Origin of the sequence: Hydrogenophaga sp. ANAO-22 (assembly GCF_042466645.1) — a bacterium.
GTDB lineage: Bacteria > Pseudomonadota > Gammaproteobacteria > Burkholderiales > Burkholderiaceae_C > Hydrogenophaga.
Genome location: NZ_CP159956.1, coordinates 3,388,197 through 3,404,647, shown reverse-complemented (window position 1 = coordinate 3,404,647; position 16,451 = coordinate 3,388,197). Strand labels below are relative to the sequence as shown.

The 16,451-nt window shown below is 67.6% G+C and carries 18 protein-coding genes; 5 read left to right on the top strand and 13 right to left on the bottom strand.

The window, feature by feature from the left end:
* Nucleotides 1-69: 69 nt before the first annotated feature.
* Nucleotides 70-1,146, top strand: a complete 1,077-nt coding sequence (locus ABSY19_RS16405) for a patatin-like phospholipase family protein (protein WP_382153485.1) — start codon at nucleotides 70-72, stop codon at nucleotides 1,144-1,146.
* Between the two features lie 28 nt (nucleotides 1,147-1,174).
* Here the strand turns inward: ABSY19_RS16405 and nadC are convergent, their stop codons facing one another.
* The 12 genes from nadC to ABSY19_RS16345 form a co-directional block, all read right to left on the bottom strand.
* Nucleotides 1,175-2,020 (bottom strand): carboxylating nicotinate-nucleotide diphosphorylase, encoded by an 846-nt coding sequence (nadC, locus tag ABSY19_RS16400; protein WP_382153482.1) that lies wholly within the window; start codon nucleotides 2,018-2,020, stop codon nucleotides 1,175-1,177.
* Between the two features lie 36 nt (nucleotides 2,021-2,056).
* Nucleotides 2,057-2,518, bottom strand: a complete 462-nt coding sequence (locus tag ABSY19_RS16395) for a bacteriohemerythrin (RefSeq protein ID WP_382153480.1) — start codon at nucleotides 2,516-2,518, stop codon at nucleotides 2,057-2,059.
* Nucleotides 2,515-3,267 (bottom strand): sulfite exporter TauE/SafE family protein, encoded by a 753-nt coding sequence (locus ABSY19_RS16390; RefSeq protein ID WP_382153478.1) that lies wholly within the window; start codon nucleotides 3,265-3,267, stop codon nucleotides 2,515-2,517. The genes ABSY19_RS16395 and ABSY19_RS16390 overlap by 4 nt, the downstream gene beginning before the upstream one ends.
* A gap of 38 nt (nucleotides 3,268-3,305) precedes the next feature.
* Nucleotides 3,306-4,295 carry an ABC transporter substrate-binding protein gene (locus ABSY19_RS16385; protein WP_382153475.1) on the bottom strand — a complete coding sequence of 330 codons (990 nt, stop codon included), beginning with the start codon at nucleotides 4,293-4,295 and terminating at the stop codon, nucleotides 3,306-3,308.
* A gap of 12 nt (nucleotides 4,296-4,307) precedes the next feature.
* The gene (locus ABSY19_RS16380) at nucleotides 4,308-5,312 is read right to left on the bottom strand and encodes a PDR/VanB family oxidoreductase (RefSeq protein WP_382153473.1); all 1,005 of its coding nucleotides are present in this window, start codon (nucleotides 5,310-5,312) and stop codon (nucleotides 4,308-4,310) included.
* On the bottom strand, nucleotides 5,309-6,481 hold the full coding sequence (locus tag ABSY19_RS16375) for a Gfo/Idh/MocA family protein (protein WP_382153471.1): 1,173 nt from the start codon (nucleotides 6,479-6,481) through the stop codon (nucleotides 5,309-5,311). Before ABSY19_RS16375 ends, ABSY19_RS16380 begins: the two co-directional genes overlap by 4 nt.
* Nucleotides 6,481-7,014 (bottom strand): MarR family winged helix-turn-helix transcriptional regulator, encoded by a 534-nt coding sequence (locus ABSY19_RS16370; RefSeq protein WP_382153469.1) that lies wholly within the window; start codon nucleotides 7,012-7,014, stop codon nucleotides 6,481-6,483. The genes ABSY19_RS16375 and ABSY19_RS16370 overlap by 1 nt, the downstream gene beginning before the upstream one ends.
* Nucleotides 7,015-7,057: 43 nt before the next feature.
* A complete protein-coding gene (locus ABSY19_RS16365; RefSeq protein ID WP_382153465.1) occupies nucleotides 7,058-8,155 on the bottom strand; it encodes an ABC transporter ATP-binding protein in 1,098 nt (365 codons plus the stop codon).
* A 25-nt stretch (nucleotides 8,156-8,180) separates the two neighbouring features.
* Nucleotides 8,181-9,938, bottom strand: a complete 1,758-nt coding sequence (locus ABSY19_RS16360; RefSeq protein ID WP_382153462.1) for an ABC transporter permease — start codon at nucleotides 9,936-9,938, stop codon at nucleotides 8,181-8,183.
* 8 nt (nucleotides 9,939-9,946) lie between these two features.
* Nucleotides 9,947-10,987 carry an ABC transporter substrate-binding protein gene (locus ABSY19_RS16355; protein ID WP_382153459.1) on the bottom strand — a complete coding sequence of 347 codons (1,041 nt, stop codon included), beginning with the start codon at nucleotides 10,985-10,987 and terminating at the stop codon, nucleotides 9,947-9,949.
* A 73-nt stretch (nucleotides 10,988-11,060) separates the two neighbouring features.
* Nucleotides 11,061-11,792, bottom strand: coding sequence for a class II aldolase/adducin family protein (locus ABSY19_RS16350; RefSeq protein WP_291120189.1), 732 nt, complete (start codon nucleotides 11,790-11,792; stop codon nucleotides 11,061-11,063).
* Nucleotides 11,785-13,074, bottom strand: coding sequence for a Rieske 2Fe-2S domain-containing protein (locus ABSY19_RS16345; protein ID WP_382153456.1), 1,290 nt, complete (start codon nucleotides 13,072-13,074; stop codon nucleotides 11,785-11,787). Before ABSY19_RS16345 ends, ABSY19_RS16350 begins: the two co-directional genes overlap by 8 nt.
* Before the next feature lie 274 nt (nucleotides 13,075-13,348).
* Here ABSY19_RS16345 and ABSY19_RS16340 point away from each other — a divergent pair, with 274 nt between their 5' ends.
* The 4 genes from ABSY19_RS16340 (at nucleotide 13,349) to ABSY19_RS16325 (ending at nucleotide 15,797) form a co-directional block, all read left to right on the top strand.
* Nucleotides 13,349-14,329 carry a porin gene (locus ABSY19_RS16340; RefSeq protein ID WP_382153453.1) on the top strand — a complete coding sequence of 327 codons (981 nt, stop codon included), beginning with the start codon at nucleotides 13,349-13,351 and terminating at the stop codon, nucleotides 14,327-14,329.
* A gap of 162 nt (nucleotides 14,330-14,491) precedes the next feature.
* Entirely contained in the window at nucleotides 14,492-14,779 is a 288-nt protein-coding gene (locus ABSY19_RS16335) for a GNAT family N-acetyltransferase (protein WP_382153450.1), read from the top strand.
* Nucleotides 14,780-14,816: 37 nt separating this feature from the next.
* Nucleotides 14,817-15,110, top strand: a complete 294-nt coding sequence (locus ABSY19_RS16330; RefSeq protein ID WP_382153447.1) for a GNAT family N-acetyltransferase — start codon at nucleotides 14,817-14,819, stop codon at nucleotides 15,108-15,110.
* 51 nt (nucleotides 15,111-15,161) lie between these two features.
* Nucleotides 15,162-15,797: a glutathione S-transferase gene (locus tag ABSY19_RS16325; RefSeq protein ID WP_382163835.1), complete on the top strand. Its 636-nt coding sequence runs from the start codon at nucleotides 15,162-15,164 to the stop codon at nucleotides 15,795-15,797.
* Here ABSY19_RS16325 and ABSY19_RS16320 read toward each other — a convergent pair.
* The gene (locus ABSY19_RS16320) at nucleotides 15,760-16,443 is read right to left on the bottom strand and encodes a MarC family protein (protein ID WP_291120206.1); all 684 of its coding nucleotides are present in this window, start codon (nucleotides 16,441-16,443) and stop codon (nucleotides 15,760-15,762) included. The two genes, ABSY19_RS16325 and ABSY19_RS16320, sit on opposite strands and share 38 nt — an antisense overlap.
* Nucleotides 16,444-16,451 lie beyond the last annotated feature (8 nt).

The following is a 16,451-nucleotide window of genomic DNA, read 5'->3' as shown; positions in this document are numbered from 1 at the left end:
TCCCAGACCGGGCCCGATGTCACCCGGCCATGGTGCAATGCACCACCCTCCCCCCTGACAATGCGATCCATGGCCCAGACCCCCCGCCCCGGCAAACACCCGATCGACCTCGCGCTGCAGGGCGGCGGCTCGCACGGCGCCTTCACCTGGGGCGTGCTCGACCGCCTGCTGGAAGACGACACGCTGGAGATCGCCGCCGTCAGCGGCACCAGCGCGGGGGCCATGAACGCGGTGGCCCTGGCCTCGGGCCTCATGGACGGCGGGCGCGAAGGCGCGCAGCGCGTGCTGCGCCAGTTCTGGACGCGCGTGGCCGAGCTCTCGCCCTTCCACCGGCTGCAGACCAGCCCGATCGGCGTGCTCATGGGCCCGGCCACCGACTGGCTCGCGCCCTGGCTCAAGCCCTGGACCGAGCCGCTGAAGCAGGCGGCCGATGCGTTCGGCCACACGCTTTCGCCCTACCAGCTCAACCCGCTCAACCTGAACCCGCTGCGCGACATCCTGGTCGAAACCATCGACTTCGACCGCGCGCGCCGCTGCCACAAGACGCAGCTCTTCATTGCCGCCACGCAGGTGCGCACCGGCGCGCTGCGCGTGTTCGGCCAGCAGGAACTCACGGCCGACATGGTGCTGGCCTCGGCCTGCCTGCCGCTGCTGTTCCAGGCGGTGGAGATCGAGGGCGAGGCCTACTGGGACGGCGGCTACGCGGGCAACCCCACGCTGCTGCCGCTGGTCAACGAGACCCGCGCCGACGACCTGCTGCTGGTGCAGATCAACCCCACGCAGCGCGAGAGCGTGCCCACCAGCGCGCGCGACATCCTCGACCGCATCAACGAAGTGACCTTCAACGCCAGCCTGGTGAAAGAGCTGCGCACGCTGGCGCTGCTCAAGCAGGTCATCGGCGAGCAGCGCTCACCCGGCAGCCCCGCGCTGTTCCAGCGCGTGCAGCGGCTGCGCGTGCACCTGATCGAGGGCGGCGACTCGCTCGCGGCGCTGGGCGCGGGCAGCAAGACCAACACGCAATGGGCCTTCCTCTCCAACCTGCACGCCATGGGGCGCGAAGCGGCGGACCGCTGGCTGCATGCGCACCGCAAGGACCTGGGGCAACGCAGCACGCTGGACCTGGGGCCGGTGCTCAAGGACGTCTGAGCCGCGCGCCCCGCCAAGGGGGTCGGACTCAGGCCGCGAAGCGCATGGAAAAGTCGGCGGCGGTGACGTCCTTGACCAGCGCGCCCACCGAGATGCGGTCCACCCCGGTCTCGGCATACGCGCGGATGTTCTCCAGGTTCACGCCGCCCGAGACCTCCAGGCTGCACCGGCCGCCGGCCATCGCCACCGCGCGGCGGACCGACGCCAGCGGCATGTTGTCCAGCAGCACCATGGTCACGCCGATGGCCAGCGCCTCTTCCAGCTGCGCCAGGGTTTCCACCTCGACCTGGATGAAGCTGGCCTGAGGCGCCAGCGCCTGGGCCGCGCGGAACGCGGCCGGGAGGCTGCCGGCCGCGTGGATGTGGTTCTCCTTGATCAGCACCGCATCGAAGAGCCCCATGCGGTGGTTGTGCCCGCCGCCGCAGCGCACGGCGTATTTTTGGGCCTGGCGCAGGCCGGGAATGGTCTTGCGGGTATCGAGCACGCGGGCGGCCGTGCCCTGCACCCGATCGACGAAGACCGCCGTCCGGGTCGCGATGCCGCTGAGGAACTGCAGGAAGTTCAGGCAGGTGCGTTCGGCGGTGAGCAGTTCGCGCGCGCCACCCTCGACCTCGAAGATCGCCTGCCCGGGTTCGCAACGCCCGCCGTCGGGCACCCGCCAGGTCACCGTGGCAGCCGGGGCCAGCTGGCGCAGCGTGGCCCGCACCCAGGGCTCGCCGCAGATCACGGCGGCCTGCCGGCAGATCACGACGGCGCGCGCGCGCCGCTCGCCGGGCACGATGCCGGCGGAGAGGTCGCCCGCGCCCACGTCCTCGGTCAGGGCGCGTTGCACGTCGGCGTCGATCTGGGTGGGGGGAATGTCGAGGTCCATCATCGTCGGCAGAGAAGGGGGAGAGAGAAAAAAAAGGGGCTAGGAACGTCGCCGCAGGACCACCGGCTTGCCGCCCAGCTGGGCCTTGCACATCCAGTGCGCCAGGGCGGAATCGAGGTGGGTCGCATGGCCGGGGAACCAGTCTTCCAGCGCATCGGCCAGGCGCCGGCAAGGCGCCATCTCGCCCTGCAGCAGCAGGGAGCGCACCTCGGCGGCCGAGCGGAGCACGGCCGCGTGCTCGTCCACATGGCACTGGCGGGGCGGAAACCCGCTCTCTTCCATCCAGCGGTCCTCTTCGCCAAAGTGCTCGGCCAGGTGGTGGATCATGGCGTCCAGCGCCATCGGCAGGATCTCGTCGGGCGCGCGCTGCAGGTCGCCCAGGCAGGCCACGAACTCCTCGTGCCGGTGGTCCATGGGTGGGTAACCGAGCAGGAGCTCGTCGCTCCAGGCCAGGGGGCCCTGTTCGGACACGGGCGTGGGCGGGAGGGCGTCCTGGTTCACTTGAACAGCAGCACCGTCGCCAGCACCGTCAGAAAGGCCAGCAGCAGCGCGCGAAAGCGCGTCTCGCTGAGCCGGTAGCGGATCTTCTTGCCCAGCGCGAGCCCGAGCAGCATGGGCAGCACGGTGGCGCAGGACACCAGCAGCTCGAAGGCGCCGAAGCGGCCGTACCAGACCATGGCCGAGTACATGAACACCGAACCGAAGAGGTAGATGACGCTGATGCTGCCGATGAACTCCTCGCGCTTGAGGTTCAGCGCCATCAGGTAGGTGATGAGCACCGGGCTGGTGAGGGACGACACCCCGCCCATCACACCGGCCGTGATGCCGGCCAGCACGCTGGCCGCGGTTTCGTGGCGCGGCGCGATCCGCACGTTGGGCCGGGTCGCCATCAGCAGCACGGAGACCAGGATCGCGCAGGCGAACATCACGTTCATCTGGTCGGCCGAGAGGCTGGAGGTCAGGCGCACGGTGAGCACGACGGACAACAGCTGCGACAGGATCAGCCAGCGAAAGCGCTTCACGCTGTAGATCGGCGAACCGCGCTCGATGGTCTGGACCACGTTGGACCACAGCACCGGCACCACCATCAGGCCGATGGCCTGGGCCGGCGGCACGAAGAGGGACAGCATGGGCACGGCCAGCATGCCCATGCCCACGCCCATCGCGCCTTTGACGATGCCCGCCGCCAGGACGATGACCGCCCCCGCCAGCAGGAACACCAACCAGGCGGCGGGCTGGAATTCACTCATTCGATGGACCATGGCAGGCGGCGGCGGCGCGGCCGGCCTCAGATGCTGTAGCTCTCATAGGTCGACGGGTGGAACAGCTCGGCGAGCTCGACTTTGCGGGCCGACAGGCCTTGCGCATGGTGATGGTGCAGGAAGGCCTCGAGGGTCCGGGTGTTGGGCGCCACGCCGTAGGACCAGAAATCGTTGCCCAGCAGTTCGCGCGCGGCCTTGAGCTGCTCCTCCACGAACGGCAGCGTGACCTTGGTGGCCGAGGTGTCGGCCAGCAGCTCCAGCGCGCGCGCCTTGGATTCGCTGAAGGCCTTGAACAGCGCGGCGGGCAACCAGGGGTGCTGCTGCACCAGCTCCTTGCGCACACCGACCACGTGCATGATGGGGAAGATGCCCTTGCGGGCGTAGTAGTCCTTCGCGGCCGCGGTGGGGTCGTCGAACAGCCAGCCCACCTGCGGGTTGCTCAGGGCGGGACCGCTCGGCGGGCGCGGCGCGATGAAGGCATCGATCTCGCCCTGGTCGAGCAGGTCGGAGATGGTGCGGCCTTCCGGCGCGCTCGTCACGTCGACGCCGGGCGGCAGGTTCAGCTTGATCTTCTCGGGACGCCCCGGCGTGTCGATGCCGCCGCGCACCCACTTCACGTCCTCCGGCCGGATGCCGAAATCATCCTGCAGGATCGAGCGGGCCCAGACGATGGCGGTGAGCTGGTACTCGGGGATGCCGATGCGGCAGCCCTTCAAGTCCTCGGGGCGCCGGATGCGGTCCTTGCGCACGTAGATCGAGGTGTGCCGGAACGCGCGCGAGAGAAAGACCGGGATGGCCACGTAGGGGCTGTCACCGGCCGAGTGCTTGACGAGGTAGCTGGAGAAGGACAGCTCGGTGACGTCGAAGTCGCGGTTGCGCATGGCGCGGAAGAACATCTCCTCCGGGCTGAGCAGCATGTAGACCGGGTCGCAGCCATCGATCTGGACGCGGCCGTCGAACAGGGCGCGGTTGCGGTCGTAGTCGCCCATGGCGACGGAGATTTGCAGTTGGGACATGGTGGGGGTTTCTCAAAGGTCGATTTCGATCACGGAGCTCTTGGCGCGGGAGACGCAGATCATGATTTCGCTGTCGTGCTGGTCTTCGTCGAGCACGTAGTCGCGGTGATCGGCCACACCGGCCACGAGCCGGGTGCGGCACGAGCCGCAGGTGCCGCTCTCGCACGAGCTGGGCACCAGCACTCGGGCCTCGCGCAGTGCGTCGAGGATGGTCTTGCCGCAGGGCACGTCGATCAGCTGGCCGGTCCTGCTGAGCTTGACCTTGAACGGGATGTCGGTGTGCGCATCGGAGACCTCGCTGGTGCCGAAGTCCTCGAAATGCACCGTGCCGCCCGGGCGGCCGCGCGCCAGTTCCTTCACCGCATCCATCAAGCGCCGGGGGCCGCAGCAATAGATGTGGGCGTCGGCCGGGCAGGCCTGCATCGCGGCCGCGAGGTCGAAGCGCTGCGCCGGGTCGGCGTGGTTGTGGTGCACGGTGGCGTGCGGCGCCAGATCGGAGGCCAGCAGTTCGTCGCGGTAGGCCGCCGACTCGGGCAACTGCGTGAGGTACAGCACCTTGAAGGCCTTGCCGCGCTGCCGCAGGGCGCGCGCCATGGACAGGATGGGCGTGATGCCGATGCCGCCGGCGATCAGCCAGTACGAGGGCGCCTCCATGCCCAGCGGGAAGTAGTTGGCGGGCGGCGACACCGAGACCGGGTCCCCCCGCTGCACCTGGTCCACCAGGCTGCGCGAGCCCCCCAGGCCCTGCGCCTCGCGCTTGACCGCGATGCGGTAGAGCGCCGTCTCGCCCGGGCGGTTGCAGACGGAGTAGCGCCGCGTGAGGCCGTTGGGTGTGAGCAGCGTGATGTGGGCGCCGGGTTCGGCGGGTGGCAAGGCACCGCCACCGGCCCGCGCCAGCTCGAACTCGTGCACATCGCTCGCGATGCACTGTTTGCCCACCACCTGCAGGCTCATCCAGCCGTTGTCCACGGTGGACGGGGTCGGGGCCGTGGCGACGGCCAGGTCTTCTTTGCTCATACGGGAACCGCTCTCTGTTCGTTCAGGGCCACGTCGGCGTTCTGCTCGGAGGACTCGAGCGCCGCCAGACACACTTCCAGGTTGGCCATGCCCCACAGGCCGTCGTGCACCGCGGCCGCGCGGCCGCGGATCGCATCGCCCCATTCGTCGAGCACGAGCTCGCGCGGGCTGCGGTCGGTTGGGAAGCGGAGTTCCTCCACGCCGTCGCGGTCGTACACCTGAAGCCCTTGTGGCGACTGCCGGATGTCGCCGCCCTCGCAGCTGACCAGCGTGATGCCGAAGAAGGGATGGAAGGGCGCCTGGTCCGGAATCACCTGGCCGGCACGCGCCTGCTTGGCCTGGAGTTCGGCGGCGGCGTCGCGCGCGCCGCCGGCGCCGCGGCGCTGCACGCGCCAGCCCTGCTCGGGGGCGGCGAAGCCCCATTCCGACAGCCCGCCGAGGATCTCGGTGGTCTGGAAACCGCCGTAGCCGTTGTACACGGCGGTGGCCACCGCGCCGTTCTCGAAATCGAGGTAGACGCAGTGCGCGCCGATGGCGCGCCGCCCGCGGTCCAGGTCGAAGGCGCGGGCGCGCACGCGGCGAACCTCGCCGCCGCACAGCAGCCGCAGGATGTCGAACTGGTGCGAACCCTGGCGCAGCGTCACGCCACCCCCTTGCCGGGCATCCAGCTCGTCAGGGCGGCGCGGGCGGTAGATCCAGTCGGTGAAGCACCAGTTGTGGGCCATGCGCACGCCACCCAGGCGGCCCGAGGCGATCACTTCGCGCATCTTGCGGATGGGCAGGTCGTAGCTGTGGGAATGACCCACCAGCAGGACCACGCCGCGCTCGCGCGCCGCCCGCACCATGGACCGCGCGTCGTCCAGCGCGATGGCCATGGGCTTCTCGACCAGCACGTGCAGGCCCGCCTCCATGGCCTGCAGCGCCTGGGCCGTGTGGTATTCGGTCGGCGAGGCGATGCAGACCGCGTCCAGGCGCGGGCCTTCGGCCAGCAGCTGCGCCAGCGTCGCGTGGCCCGGCACACCGTACTTCGCCTGTGCCGCCAGACGGGCGTTTTCGTGCGGTTCGACGAAGGCCGCCAGCTCGAATTCCGGGTGTCTGGCGATCGCAGGGACGAAGGCCAACCCGGCATTGCCCATTCCGAGCATGCCGATGCGAAGGGGAAGGGACATCACGGTTCTCCGTCGAGGCCCAGGTCGTCGTCACCGTCCACCTGCCGGGCGGCGTCCCGGCTCAGGTTGTCGATGATGGCCAGCAGGGTGCGCCGCGTCGTGGCCAGGTCCTCGGCCGGCACGCCCTGCGAGGCGATGGCGTTGACCTCCTCCGCGCAGATGACGATGGCCGAGCGCAATGCCACGCCCTTGGGCGTGAGGAAGACGCGGTTGTTCTTCTTGTTGCCCGGCACCTTCTGGCGGAAGACATAGCCCTGCGCCTCCATGCCCTTGAGGGCCGTGATGGTCGAGGGCTCGGTCACGCCGGCCTGCTCGCTGAGCTGGCGCTGCGTCAGGCCGTCGCCGCGCCACAGGATGCGCAGCAGGGTCCAGTGGCCGTAGAGCACATCGTGCTGCTTCAGCCGGCGCGAGAGGCTGCTGGAGGTGCAGCGGAACGCGGTCTTGACCAGGTGGGCCAGGCGCTCGTCGTTGAGCACCCCGCGCCAGTCGGCGGCAATGGCTTCTTTTTCCCTGTTGTTTTCTGCTTGAGACATGGCGATCGGTGGGCTTGAGGCGGGGTCGGGGTGGATGGAAGCGTCAGTCCGGGCTGATGCAGATGCATTTTTCGGGGTTGATCCTGACATACAGGGGCTCGCCCACCATGGTCTTGAGCGAAGGGTGCGCGCGCGCCATCAGGGAACGGTCGCCGAGTTTGACCTGAAAGTCGATGAACTCGCCCAGGAACACCTTGGCGTCGACCGTCGCGGCCAGCACGTTCTCGCCCACCGGCGCCAGTTCGCTGAGCTCCACGTCCTCGGGCCGCACCGAGAGCAGCACCCGTGCGCCCACGGGCAGCTTTTCGTAGGCGGTGACCCGCAGCAGGCCGATGCCGGTCATGACGTCGCACAGGTTCTCGCCCACCCAGGCCCGCACGTCCCCTTCGATGAAGTTGGTCAGGCCCACGAAGTCGGCCACGAAGCGGTTGGCCGGGCGCTCGTAGATGTCACGCGGCGAGCCGATCTGGCGGATGCGGCCTTCGCTCATCACCGCGATCTCGTGCGACAGCGCCAGCGCCTCGCTCTGGTCGTGGGTGACGTAGATGGTGGTCAGGCCGAGTTCGCGCTGCAGGCGCTTGAGTTCGAAGCGCATGCGCTCGCGCAGCTTGGCGTCCAGGTTGGACAGCGGCTCGTCGAGCAGCAACAGCTCGGGCTCCATGGCCAGCGCGCGCGCCAGCGCCAGGCGCTGCTGCTGGCCGCCGGAGAGCATGGTCGCCTCGCGGTCCGCGAAGTTCTCCAGGCCCACCACCGTCAGCACGCGCATGACCTTGTCCTCGATCTCGCGGCGGCTGAATTTCTTAGAGCCCACCTCGAGCGGGAACGCCGCGTTCTGGAACACGTTCATGTGCGGCCAGATCGCGTAGGACTGGAACACCATGCCGAAATTGCGCTTGTTGGGCGCGATGAAGACGCCAGTGCTCGAGCAGTAGACCGGCTGGCCATTCACCGTGATCTTGCCCGACACGGGTTTCTCCAGGCCGGCCACCGAGCGCATGGTCGTGGTCTTGCCGCAGCCGCTGGGCCCGAGCAGGGTGAACAGCTTGCCCCGCGGCACCTCGATGGAGATGTCCTGCGCCGCCTTGACGATGCGCCCGTGGCTGTCCTTGTATTGCGTGTTGAGGTTGCTTACGCGCAGCATGTGCTTGTCTCCAGTTGCTTGTTCATCAGATTTCCTTCACCCCGAAGCGGCGTCCCACGTACTGGGCCAGGATCACCAGCATCAGCAGGGCCAGGATGAACACCACGCCCAGCGCGGACAGCTCCACGAACTGCCCGTTCTCCCACAGCTCCCAGATCACGATGGCGATGACCTCGTTGCCCGGGCTGTACAGCAGGATGGAGGCCGAGAGCTCGCGGATCGAAACGATGAAGACGTAGATCCAGCCGGCCAGCAGGCCCGGCTTGAGCAGGGGCAGGAGAATGCGGTAGAACATCGTGCCCCAGCCCGCTCCGCTCATCTGGGCCGATTCCTCCAGCTCCTTGTGGATCTGCAGCATCGACGTGCTGTTGTAGCGCATGCCGTAGGGCATGAACCGCGTCACGTAGACGATCAGCATGATCCACAGCGTGCCGTAGACGCCGATGTTGAAGTTCAGGTAGAAGACCATCACCGCCAGGCCCAGCACCAGGCCCGGGAAGACCAGCGGCAGCGAGGCCACGTTGTCCAGCAGCCAGCGGCCGGGCAGTTTGGTCTTGATCACCATCCAGCACACCACCGAGGTCATCAGCATCACGATGGTGGCGCTGCCGAAGGCCAGCAGCAGGCTGTTCCACACCGAGTTGGCGATGGTCGGGTGGTCCCAGAGGAAACGGTAGGCGTCCAGGCTCATGTTGCGCGCCGCTTCCATGGAGGGCACGGCGTAGTAGCTCTGCAGCGACGACCACAGCAGCACCAGGAAGGGCAGCAGCACGATCAGCGCGAAGTACAGGATGAACACCGCGGCCGTGACATAGCGCCAGGCGCCCAGGTCGACCACGCGCGGGCGGAACCCCTTGCCGGTGACGGTGGCGTACTTGCTGCCCTTGCCGGTGAGCCGGGACTGCAGGTAGATGCCCGCCGTGGTGATGAGCAGCAGCGTGGTGCCGTACGAGGACGCCAGGCCCACCTGGCTCGGGTACTGGTGCACCGCCTGGTAGATGGCGGAGGTCAGCACCTGCGTGCCCACCGGAATGCCCAGCAGCGCGGGCACCTCGAAAGCCTCGATGGCGCGCACGAACAGGATCAGCATCGAGGCGAAGATCGCCGGCCAGGTCAGCTTGAGCGTCACGCGCCAGAAGATCTGGCCGATGCTGGCGCCGCTCATCAGGGCCGACTCCTCCAGCGAGGGGTCCATCGAGCGGAACGCCGCCGTCATCATCAGGAAGGCCATGGGCGAGTAGTGCAGGCCCTCGACCCAGATCATTCCCCAGATCGAGTACACGTTGACGAACACGTGGTCGGTGGCGAACCAGCTCTGCAGCAGCAGGTTGATCAGGCCGATCTTCGGGCTGCCCAGCAGGATCCAGGAGATCGTGAACATGATGCCGGGAATGATCAGCGGGATGATCGAGAGCGCGAAGAACAGCTTCTTGAAAGGCGTGTTGGTGCGCTCGTTCATCCAGGCCAGCATGCCCCCCACGCCAAAGGCGAACACCGCCGTGCCGCTGGCGAACACCAGCGAGTTGCCCATGAGGTGCAGGGTGTCGGTCGAGCCGTAGGCCCGGGCGTAGTTCTCCAGCGTGAAGCGCGAGGCCTCGCCCGCGGTGTCGGGCGTGAAGAAGCTCTGCCAGATCAGGAAGCCCAGCGGCATCAGGGCCAGGTACGCCACCGCCAGCAGGCAGGCCCCGATCACCAGCCACTGCATGTTCAGCGCCCCGCCCAGCCTGCGCCAGGGTGGCACCCTGGCCGGGCGGGCACCGGCGGCATTCAGCGAAGTGCTCATGTCGGTGATCACTTGGCTTTCTTGACGATCATCTCGTCAAAGGTGGTCAGCCAGGCGTTCTGCATGTCGATGGCCTTGGCCGGATCGATGTAGCGCAGGGCGTCGTCGCGCAGGGGGTGAGGCAGCTTCTTGTGCGTGGTCACATAGCTGAACTCCTGCAGGATGCGCTGCCCCTCCTCGCTGACGATGAAGTCGTAGAACAGGATGGCCGAGGCCGGGTTCGGCGCCTTCTTCAGCAGGGCCACGGTGCTGGGCTGGGCGATCACGGGCTTGAGCGTGAAACCCTTGATGGGCGCGCCCTTGGCCTTGAGCTGCTCGGGGTTCCAGTTGTAGACCGTCAGAGCCAGCGGCACCTCGCCGGAGGCGACCATGGTGGTCAACAGGGAATGCCCCTTGCGGGCGGAGATGCCGTTGGTGGCCACGATGTTCTTGAAGATCTCGCGCCCGCGCTCCTCGCCCATCTCCAGCAGCAGGGTGCCGAACCAGCCGTGGTTGTTCGCCTCGATGCCCAGGCGCCCTTTCCATTTCGGGTCCTGCAGGTCCTCGTAGCTCTTGGGCAGCTCGGCTTCCGTGATGCGGCTGGTGTTGTAGGCCGCGGTCCAGACGTCCAGGGTGACGCCGACCCACTCGCCGTGCGCCGGTGTGGCCTGAGGGATCAGCTCCGCCGTGAAGGGGGAGCGCACGGCCTGCAGCAGCTTCTCGCGGTGGGCCGCCTCGTTTTCGGGCGCGTTGTTCTGGACGATGTCCACCTCGAAGCGGTTGCCGCGCGACTCCGTGATCACGCGCTGGAGAATGGCCTCCGAGCCTGCGCGCCAGGCGCGGGTCTTGATGCCGTACTTCTTGGTGAAGGCCGCCATCACGTTGGTGAGCGCAGGATACGAGTGGTACACCGTGATCCCGTTCTCCTTCTTGGCCGCCTCCACCAGGCGCGCCTGCCGGTCGGGGCCCTGGTACAGGGCCAGTTCACTCACGCTGCCCTGGGCCAGGGCACCCTGGGCACCGAGCACCACGAGGGCGCTCGCCACCACTTTCTTCAGAATCTTCTTCATTGCTGTGTCTCCTTCATCATGGGGTCCAGGCGGTGTTCCCGGCGCGGCTCGCAACGGCTGGATGGCTCGTCTCTCAGCTCTTCTGGCGGATGGCGCGCCGTCGCAGGTATTCAAAGTTGATCGTGTATTGCTCCGTCTTGGTGATGGTGTCGTGCAGGCGCTCGATGCACGCCCGGTCGAACTCGGCCCCGGCGGCACCGGCCGCGTCGGCCAGCAGCTGGATCTCGCAGGCGTTCTCCAGCAGGATCGCCAGGATGGTCGACTCCTCGACGCTGGCGCCCACCACCGCCACGCCATGATTCCTCATCAGCACGGCCTTGTGGGGACCCAGGGCTTTGGCCACGCCGGCCCCCATTTCGTGCGTGCGGATCAGCTCGATGGTGTCGGTGTACACCGGCAGGCCATCGAGGAACGCCACGCTGGGCTGGCTGATCGGCCGCATGGCCCGCCCCGTGGCCGAAAAGGCCACGGCGTGCGTGGGGTGCGTGTGGATCACGCTCATGACATCGGGCCGCGCCTTGTAGATTTCGGAGTGGATGTACACCTCGCTGTGCTTTCGCCCGCCGCCCCCGATCTTCTCGCCATCCAGGTTGCAGATGACGATGTTTTCGTGGGTGATCTCGTCGAAGCCGAAGCTGTGCGGCTTCATGTAGAAGTGGGTCGGGTCGCCGGGCACGCGCACCGACACGTGGCCGCGCGTGAGGTCACCCTGGCCCGCGGCCTCGAGGATGAGCCCCGAGTCGATGAGCACCTGCCGGGCGTCTTCCGCGCTCAGGCCGCCTCGGGTCTGCGCCGGGTTAGCCATGCTGCGCTTCCAGTGCGGCTTCGGTCGCTTCCCGAAGCCTGGGGTTCTCGAACACGTTGACCAGGTCCTGCGCGATGGGCGAGTACTTGGCGTGGGTGCGCAGCATGAAGCTGGCGAAACCGTCGCTGTTGTGGTGCTTCTTCTTCTCGTTCGGCAGGTCGATGCAGGCGTTGCGCGCGGCATCGCGAACGATGCCGATCGGGTCCTGCCCCTGCTGCATCTTCTTGATCTCGCGCCGCAGCACGCGGCGGTAGGTGGCGATGCCCTTGTCCGACGCGCCCAGGTTCTCCAGGGTGCGGTCGGCGATCGCGCCCTGGGTGATCCAGGCCATCATGTCCTGGCCGTCCACGTTGTCCACGATGAACTCGCCTTTGTCGTCCTTGAAAGGCACGTCGTAGGTGTGCACCTTGTCCAGCAGGCGCTGCGGCACCGAGACACCCTCGGGCGGCACGTAGGCGTTGTACCAGAGGTGCAAGGTGTTCTCATCGTCCATCGGCACCCGGATCTGGAACGAGAAGTAGCGCGACTTCTCGTCGCCATTGCCCACGGCCAGCATGTTCGGGAACACGACCGGATGGCCAATGCGCCAGTCGTCGCCCTCCTCCGAATGCCCCTCCAGCAGGCGGTGCTTCGTGATGCCGAACTCGAACTCGCGGAAATCGATCTTCACATGGTGGGCGCTGATCGCGACCTTGATGCCTTCCTGCTCCTTGAGGAACTCGTAGTGGTGCCCGTGCAGCCACTCGGTGTGGATCGGATCGAGCGAGTTCTCCATCACCTGAAGCCAGTTCACCGGCAACTCCGCGCGACCCAGCATGCGGATCGTGCCGCCGGCGACGAAGCCGTCGAAACGCGGCAGCAGCGGCGCGGGCTGGGGGCCCAGGTAGGCGAACACGAGGCCACCCAGCTCCTGCACCGGATAGGCATCGATGGCCACCTTGTCGCGGAACGCGCAGTTGTCGACCTCGTTCGGCTGCTCGATGCACTTGCCAGCCACGTCGAACTGCCAGCCGTGGTACGGGCAACGGATGCCCTCGGCCGTGGGGATGCCGTGCAGGAACGACGCGCGCCGGTGGGGGCAGCGCTCCGCGATCAGGCCCAGTTCGCCCTGGCGGTTGCGGAACAGCACCAGGCGTTCGCCCAGCAGCCGCACCGGCCTCGTCCACTTGCCGTCCATGTCGGCCACCGCGCAAATCGGGTGCCAGTACCGCCGCATCAGCTCGCCCATGGGTGTGCCTTTGCCCACCTGGGTCAAGAACTGGTTGCCTTCAGCCGTTTCCATCGCTCATCTCCTATCGAGGGGTTTGGTCAGATTTCAGAAAAATACTTAGCCATCTATCATTCGATGGTTGCCAGTGTAAAGGCGCCATATCCTTTGAATCAACGCCATTTTTGGGCATTTTTTTAGGGGTTTACCCTGATGATTTTAAATACACCGGGTATTTTTACTTAGATAGAAAATTTTGCTCTTCTGCCTACAATCCGCCCGCCTTCCGCACGGTGCGGAAGGCGGGGGCCCTGACGGGCTCCGACCGAACCACAAGGAGATATCCCTCATGAAAAAGAGCTTGATGGCTCTGGCCGTCCTGGCCTGTACCGGCAGCGCCATGGCGCAAACGAACGTCACCCTCTATGGCCGCATCGATGCCTCGCTGGGGGCGACGAAGCTCAACGGCGTGAGCACCACGCAGCTCTACAGCGGCAACCTCACCAACAGCCGCTGGGGCATGCGCGGCAGCGAAGACCTGGGCGGCGGACTCAAGGCCCTCTTCCAGCTCGAGACGGCATTCAACGCCGACGACGGCACCGGCGCGGCCGGTTTCTCGCGCCAGTCCTGGGTCGGCCTGAGCGGCGGCTTCGGCTCGGTCCGCATGGGCAAGGCCGACAGCATCTACAAGGACATCTTCGACCTGGGCAACACCTACAACATCTCGGCCGACTCGCAGTTCAACTCCGCCGTCGAGGCCTACCGCGCCGGCCTGGCCGCCTACGTCGCCCGCCCGAACAACCAGATCCGCTACGACTCGCCCAGCTTCGGCGGCTTCAGCGCCGGCCTGACCTACGCGCTCGACGAGGACGTGGCCGGCACACCCAAGGTGACTGCCATCGGCGCGCGCTACCGCGCCGGCAACCTCGACCTGGGCGTCGCCCACCAGGACGAAGACCAGCCGCTGTTGGTCAACGACCGCCAGCACACCACCGTCGGCGCCACCTACAACTTCGGTCCGGCGCGCCTCTCCGCGCAGTACCAGAACGTCAAGGCCGGCGACAACCGCAAGGACAACGAGATGGCGCTGGGCGTGAGCGTGCCGCTGGGCAACCTGGAGCTGACCGCCGGCTACTCGCGCAGCAAGGCCAAAAACGCCGCCGGCGCCACCAGCGGCAAGGGCGCGGCCTTCGCCCTGGCCGCGACCTACGCCCTGTCCAAGCGCACGCGCGTGTACGGCGGCTACCTGGACGGCGAAACCGAGAACGCCGCGGGCGTGACCACCCGCGACTACCGCCTGTACGCCGTGGGCATCCGCCACGATTTCTGAGCGCGCCCCACTCCAAGGCTTCAAGCCTGCCAGCCCTCACGGGTTGGCAGGCTTTTTTTCGACCCACTCCGAGATGGCGGTGCGCCTGTCAGTGTCCGCCGACAGACAGGTGATTGGCACGGGTGGTAGCCTGACGGCTGCAACCTTCACCGGAGAACCGCCATGGAACATGCCATCGAACACGAAGAAAGCGGCTCGCGCGGCGCCTTCCACGTCCTGCGCAGTGGCCAGCGCGTCGGCGAGATGACCTACAGCCGCACCAACCCCTCGCTGGTGGTCGTGGACCACACCTACGTGGACCCGAGCCTGCGCGGCCAGGGCGTGGCTCAGCACCTGCAGGCCGCGATGGTGGCCTGGGCCCGCGAGACGGGCAACAAGGTCGTGCCCGTCTGTTCGTACGTGAAGGCCCAATTCAACCGCGATCCGTCGATCCGAGACGTGATGGCCTGAACCGTCTCCTTTTTTCTTCAACCACCCTCCCCATCCCATGGCACAACACACCATCCAGCACCAGGAACAGGATTCCAAAGGCGCCTTCTACGTCGAACAGGGCGCGCAGCGCATCGCCGAGATGACCTACAGCCGCACCAACCCCACGCTGATCGTCATCGACCACACCGAGGTGGACGAAAGCCTCAAGGGCCAGGGCGTGGGCCGCCAGCTGCTCGACGCGCTGGTGGCCTGGGTGCGCTCGACCAACACCAAGGTGATCGCGCTGTGCCCGTTCGCGAAAGCGCAGTTCGACAAGGACCCGTCGATCCGCGACGTGCTGCGGGCCTGAGGGGCCCGGGTGGCCCCGCTGCTGTACAGCTACCGCCGCTGCCCGTACGCGATGCGCTCGCGCATGGCGCTGCTGGTGGCGGGCATCGAGTTCGACGCGCACGAGATCGTGCTGCGCGACAAACCCGCCGAGATGCTGGCCCTCTCGCCCAAGGGCACGGTGCCCGTGCTGGTGCTGCCCGGCGGCGAGGTGCTGGAGCAAAGCCTGGACATCATGCGCTGGGCCTTCTCGGTGCACGACCCGGCGGGCTGGTGGGCGCGCGCGCAGAGCCCGGCCCATCTGGAGCTGCTGTCCTTGTGCGACGGCGCCTTCAAGCACCACCTGGACCGCACCAAGTACCCCGAACGTTTCGACGGTGCCGACCCCGCTCGGCACCGCGCGCAGGCGGTGCACGCGCTGCTTCAACCCCTGAACGTCCGCCTGCAACAGAGCGCCCAGCTGGGCGGCGACCGCCCCTGCGCCACGGACCTCGCCATCTTTCCCTTCGTGCGCCAGTTCGCGGCGGTGGACCCGGCCTGGTTCGAGGACCGCTTGCCCCTGCCCGCGCTGAAAGCCTGGCTGGCCGGGTGGTTGTCGCACCCGCTGTTCACCGCCGCCATGGCGAAGCTGCCCAGTGGTCAGGTGACGAGATTCCCCGCCCCGCCGGCGCTCACGCCGCCACCAGCAAGCCCCGCAGCAATTCGCTGACCCCGTCCCACACGATCTGCACGCCCAGGCAGAGCAGGATGAAGGCCGACAGCCGCAGGAAGATCACCGTGCCGGCTTCGCCCAGGGGTTTGAGCAGGCGGTCGGCGTAACGGAACGCCAGGTAGAGCAGCACGCCGATGACGAACAGCGCCAGCACACCGCCGCCCATGCGGGCCAGCGAGAGCGCGAAGCGCTGGTCGTGCAGGGCCACGCCCACGGTGATGGCCGCCGCGATGGAGCCCGGGCCGCAGCTGATGGGAAAGGTGAGCGGGTAGAACGCCTGCCGGCGCGCCTGCTCGGGCGTGAACGCCTCGGCCAGTTCGGCTCGGCTGTCCTGGGTGGCGTGGCCGGCGTTGAGCAGGCGCCAGGCCGAGGCCGCCACGATGAGCCCCCCGCCCACACGCACGATGGGCAGGGAGATGCCGAAGAAGTCGAGCACGTAGGAGCCCACCAGCATGGAGCCGATCATGAGCGCGAACATGTTGCGCGCGATGCGCCGCGCCAGCAGCGCGCGCGTGGACGGCGAGGCGCCTTCGGTGAGGCCGAGGAAGATGGGCGCGGTGGCCGCCGGGTTCAGGATCGGCAGGATGGCGGCGAACACGAAGAGAAAGCTCTTCCCGAGCGCCAGCAGAAGTTCGAGGGTCATGCGCCCGA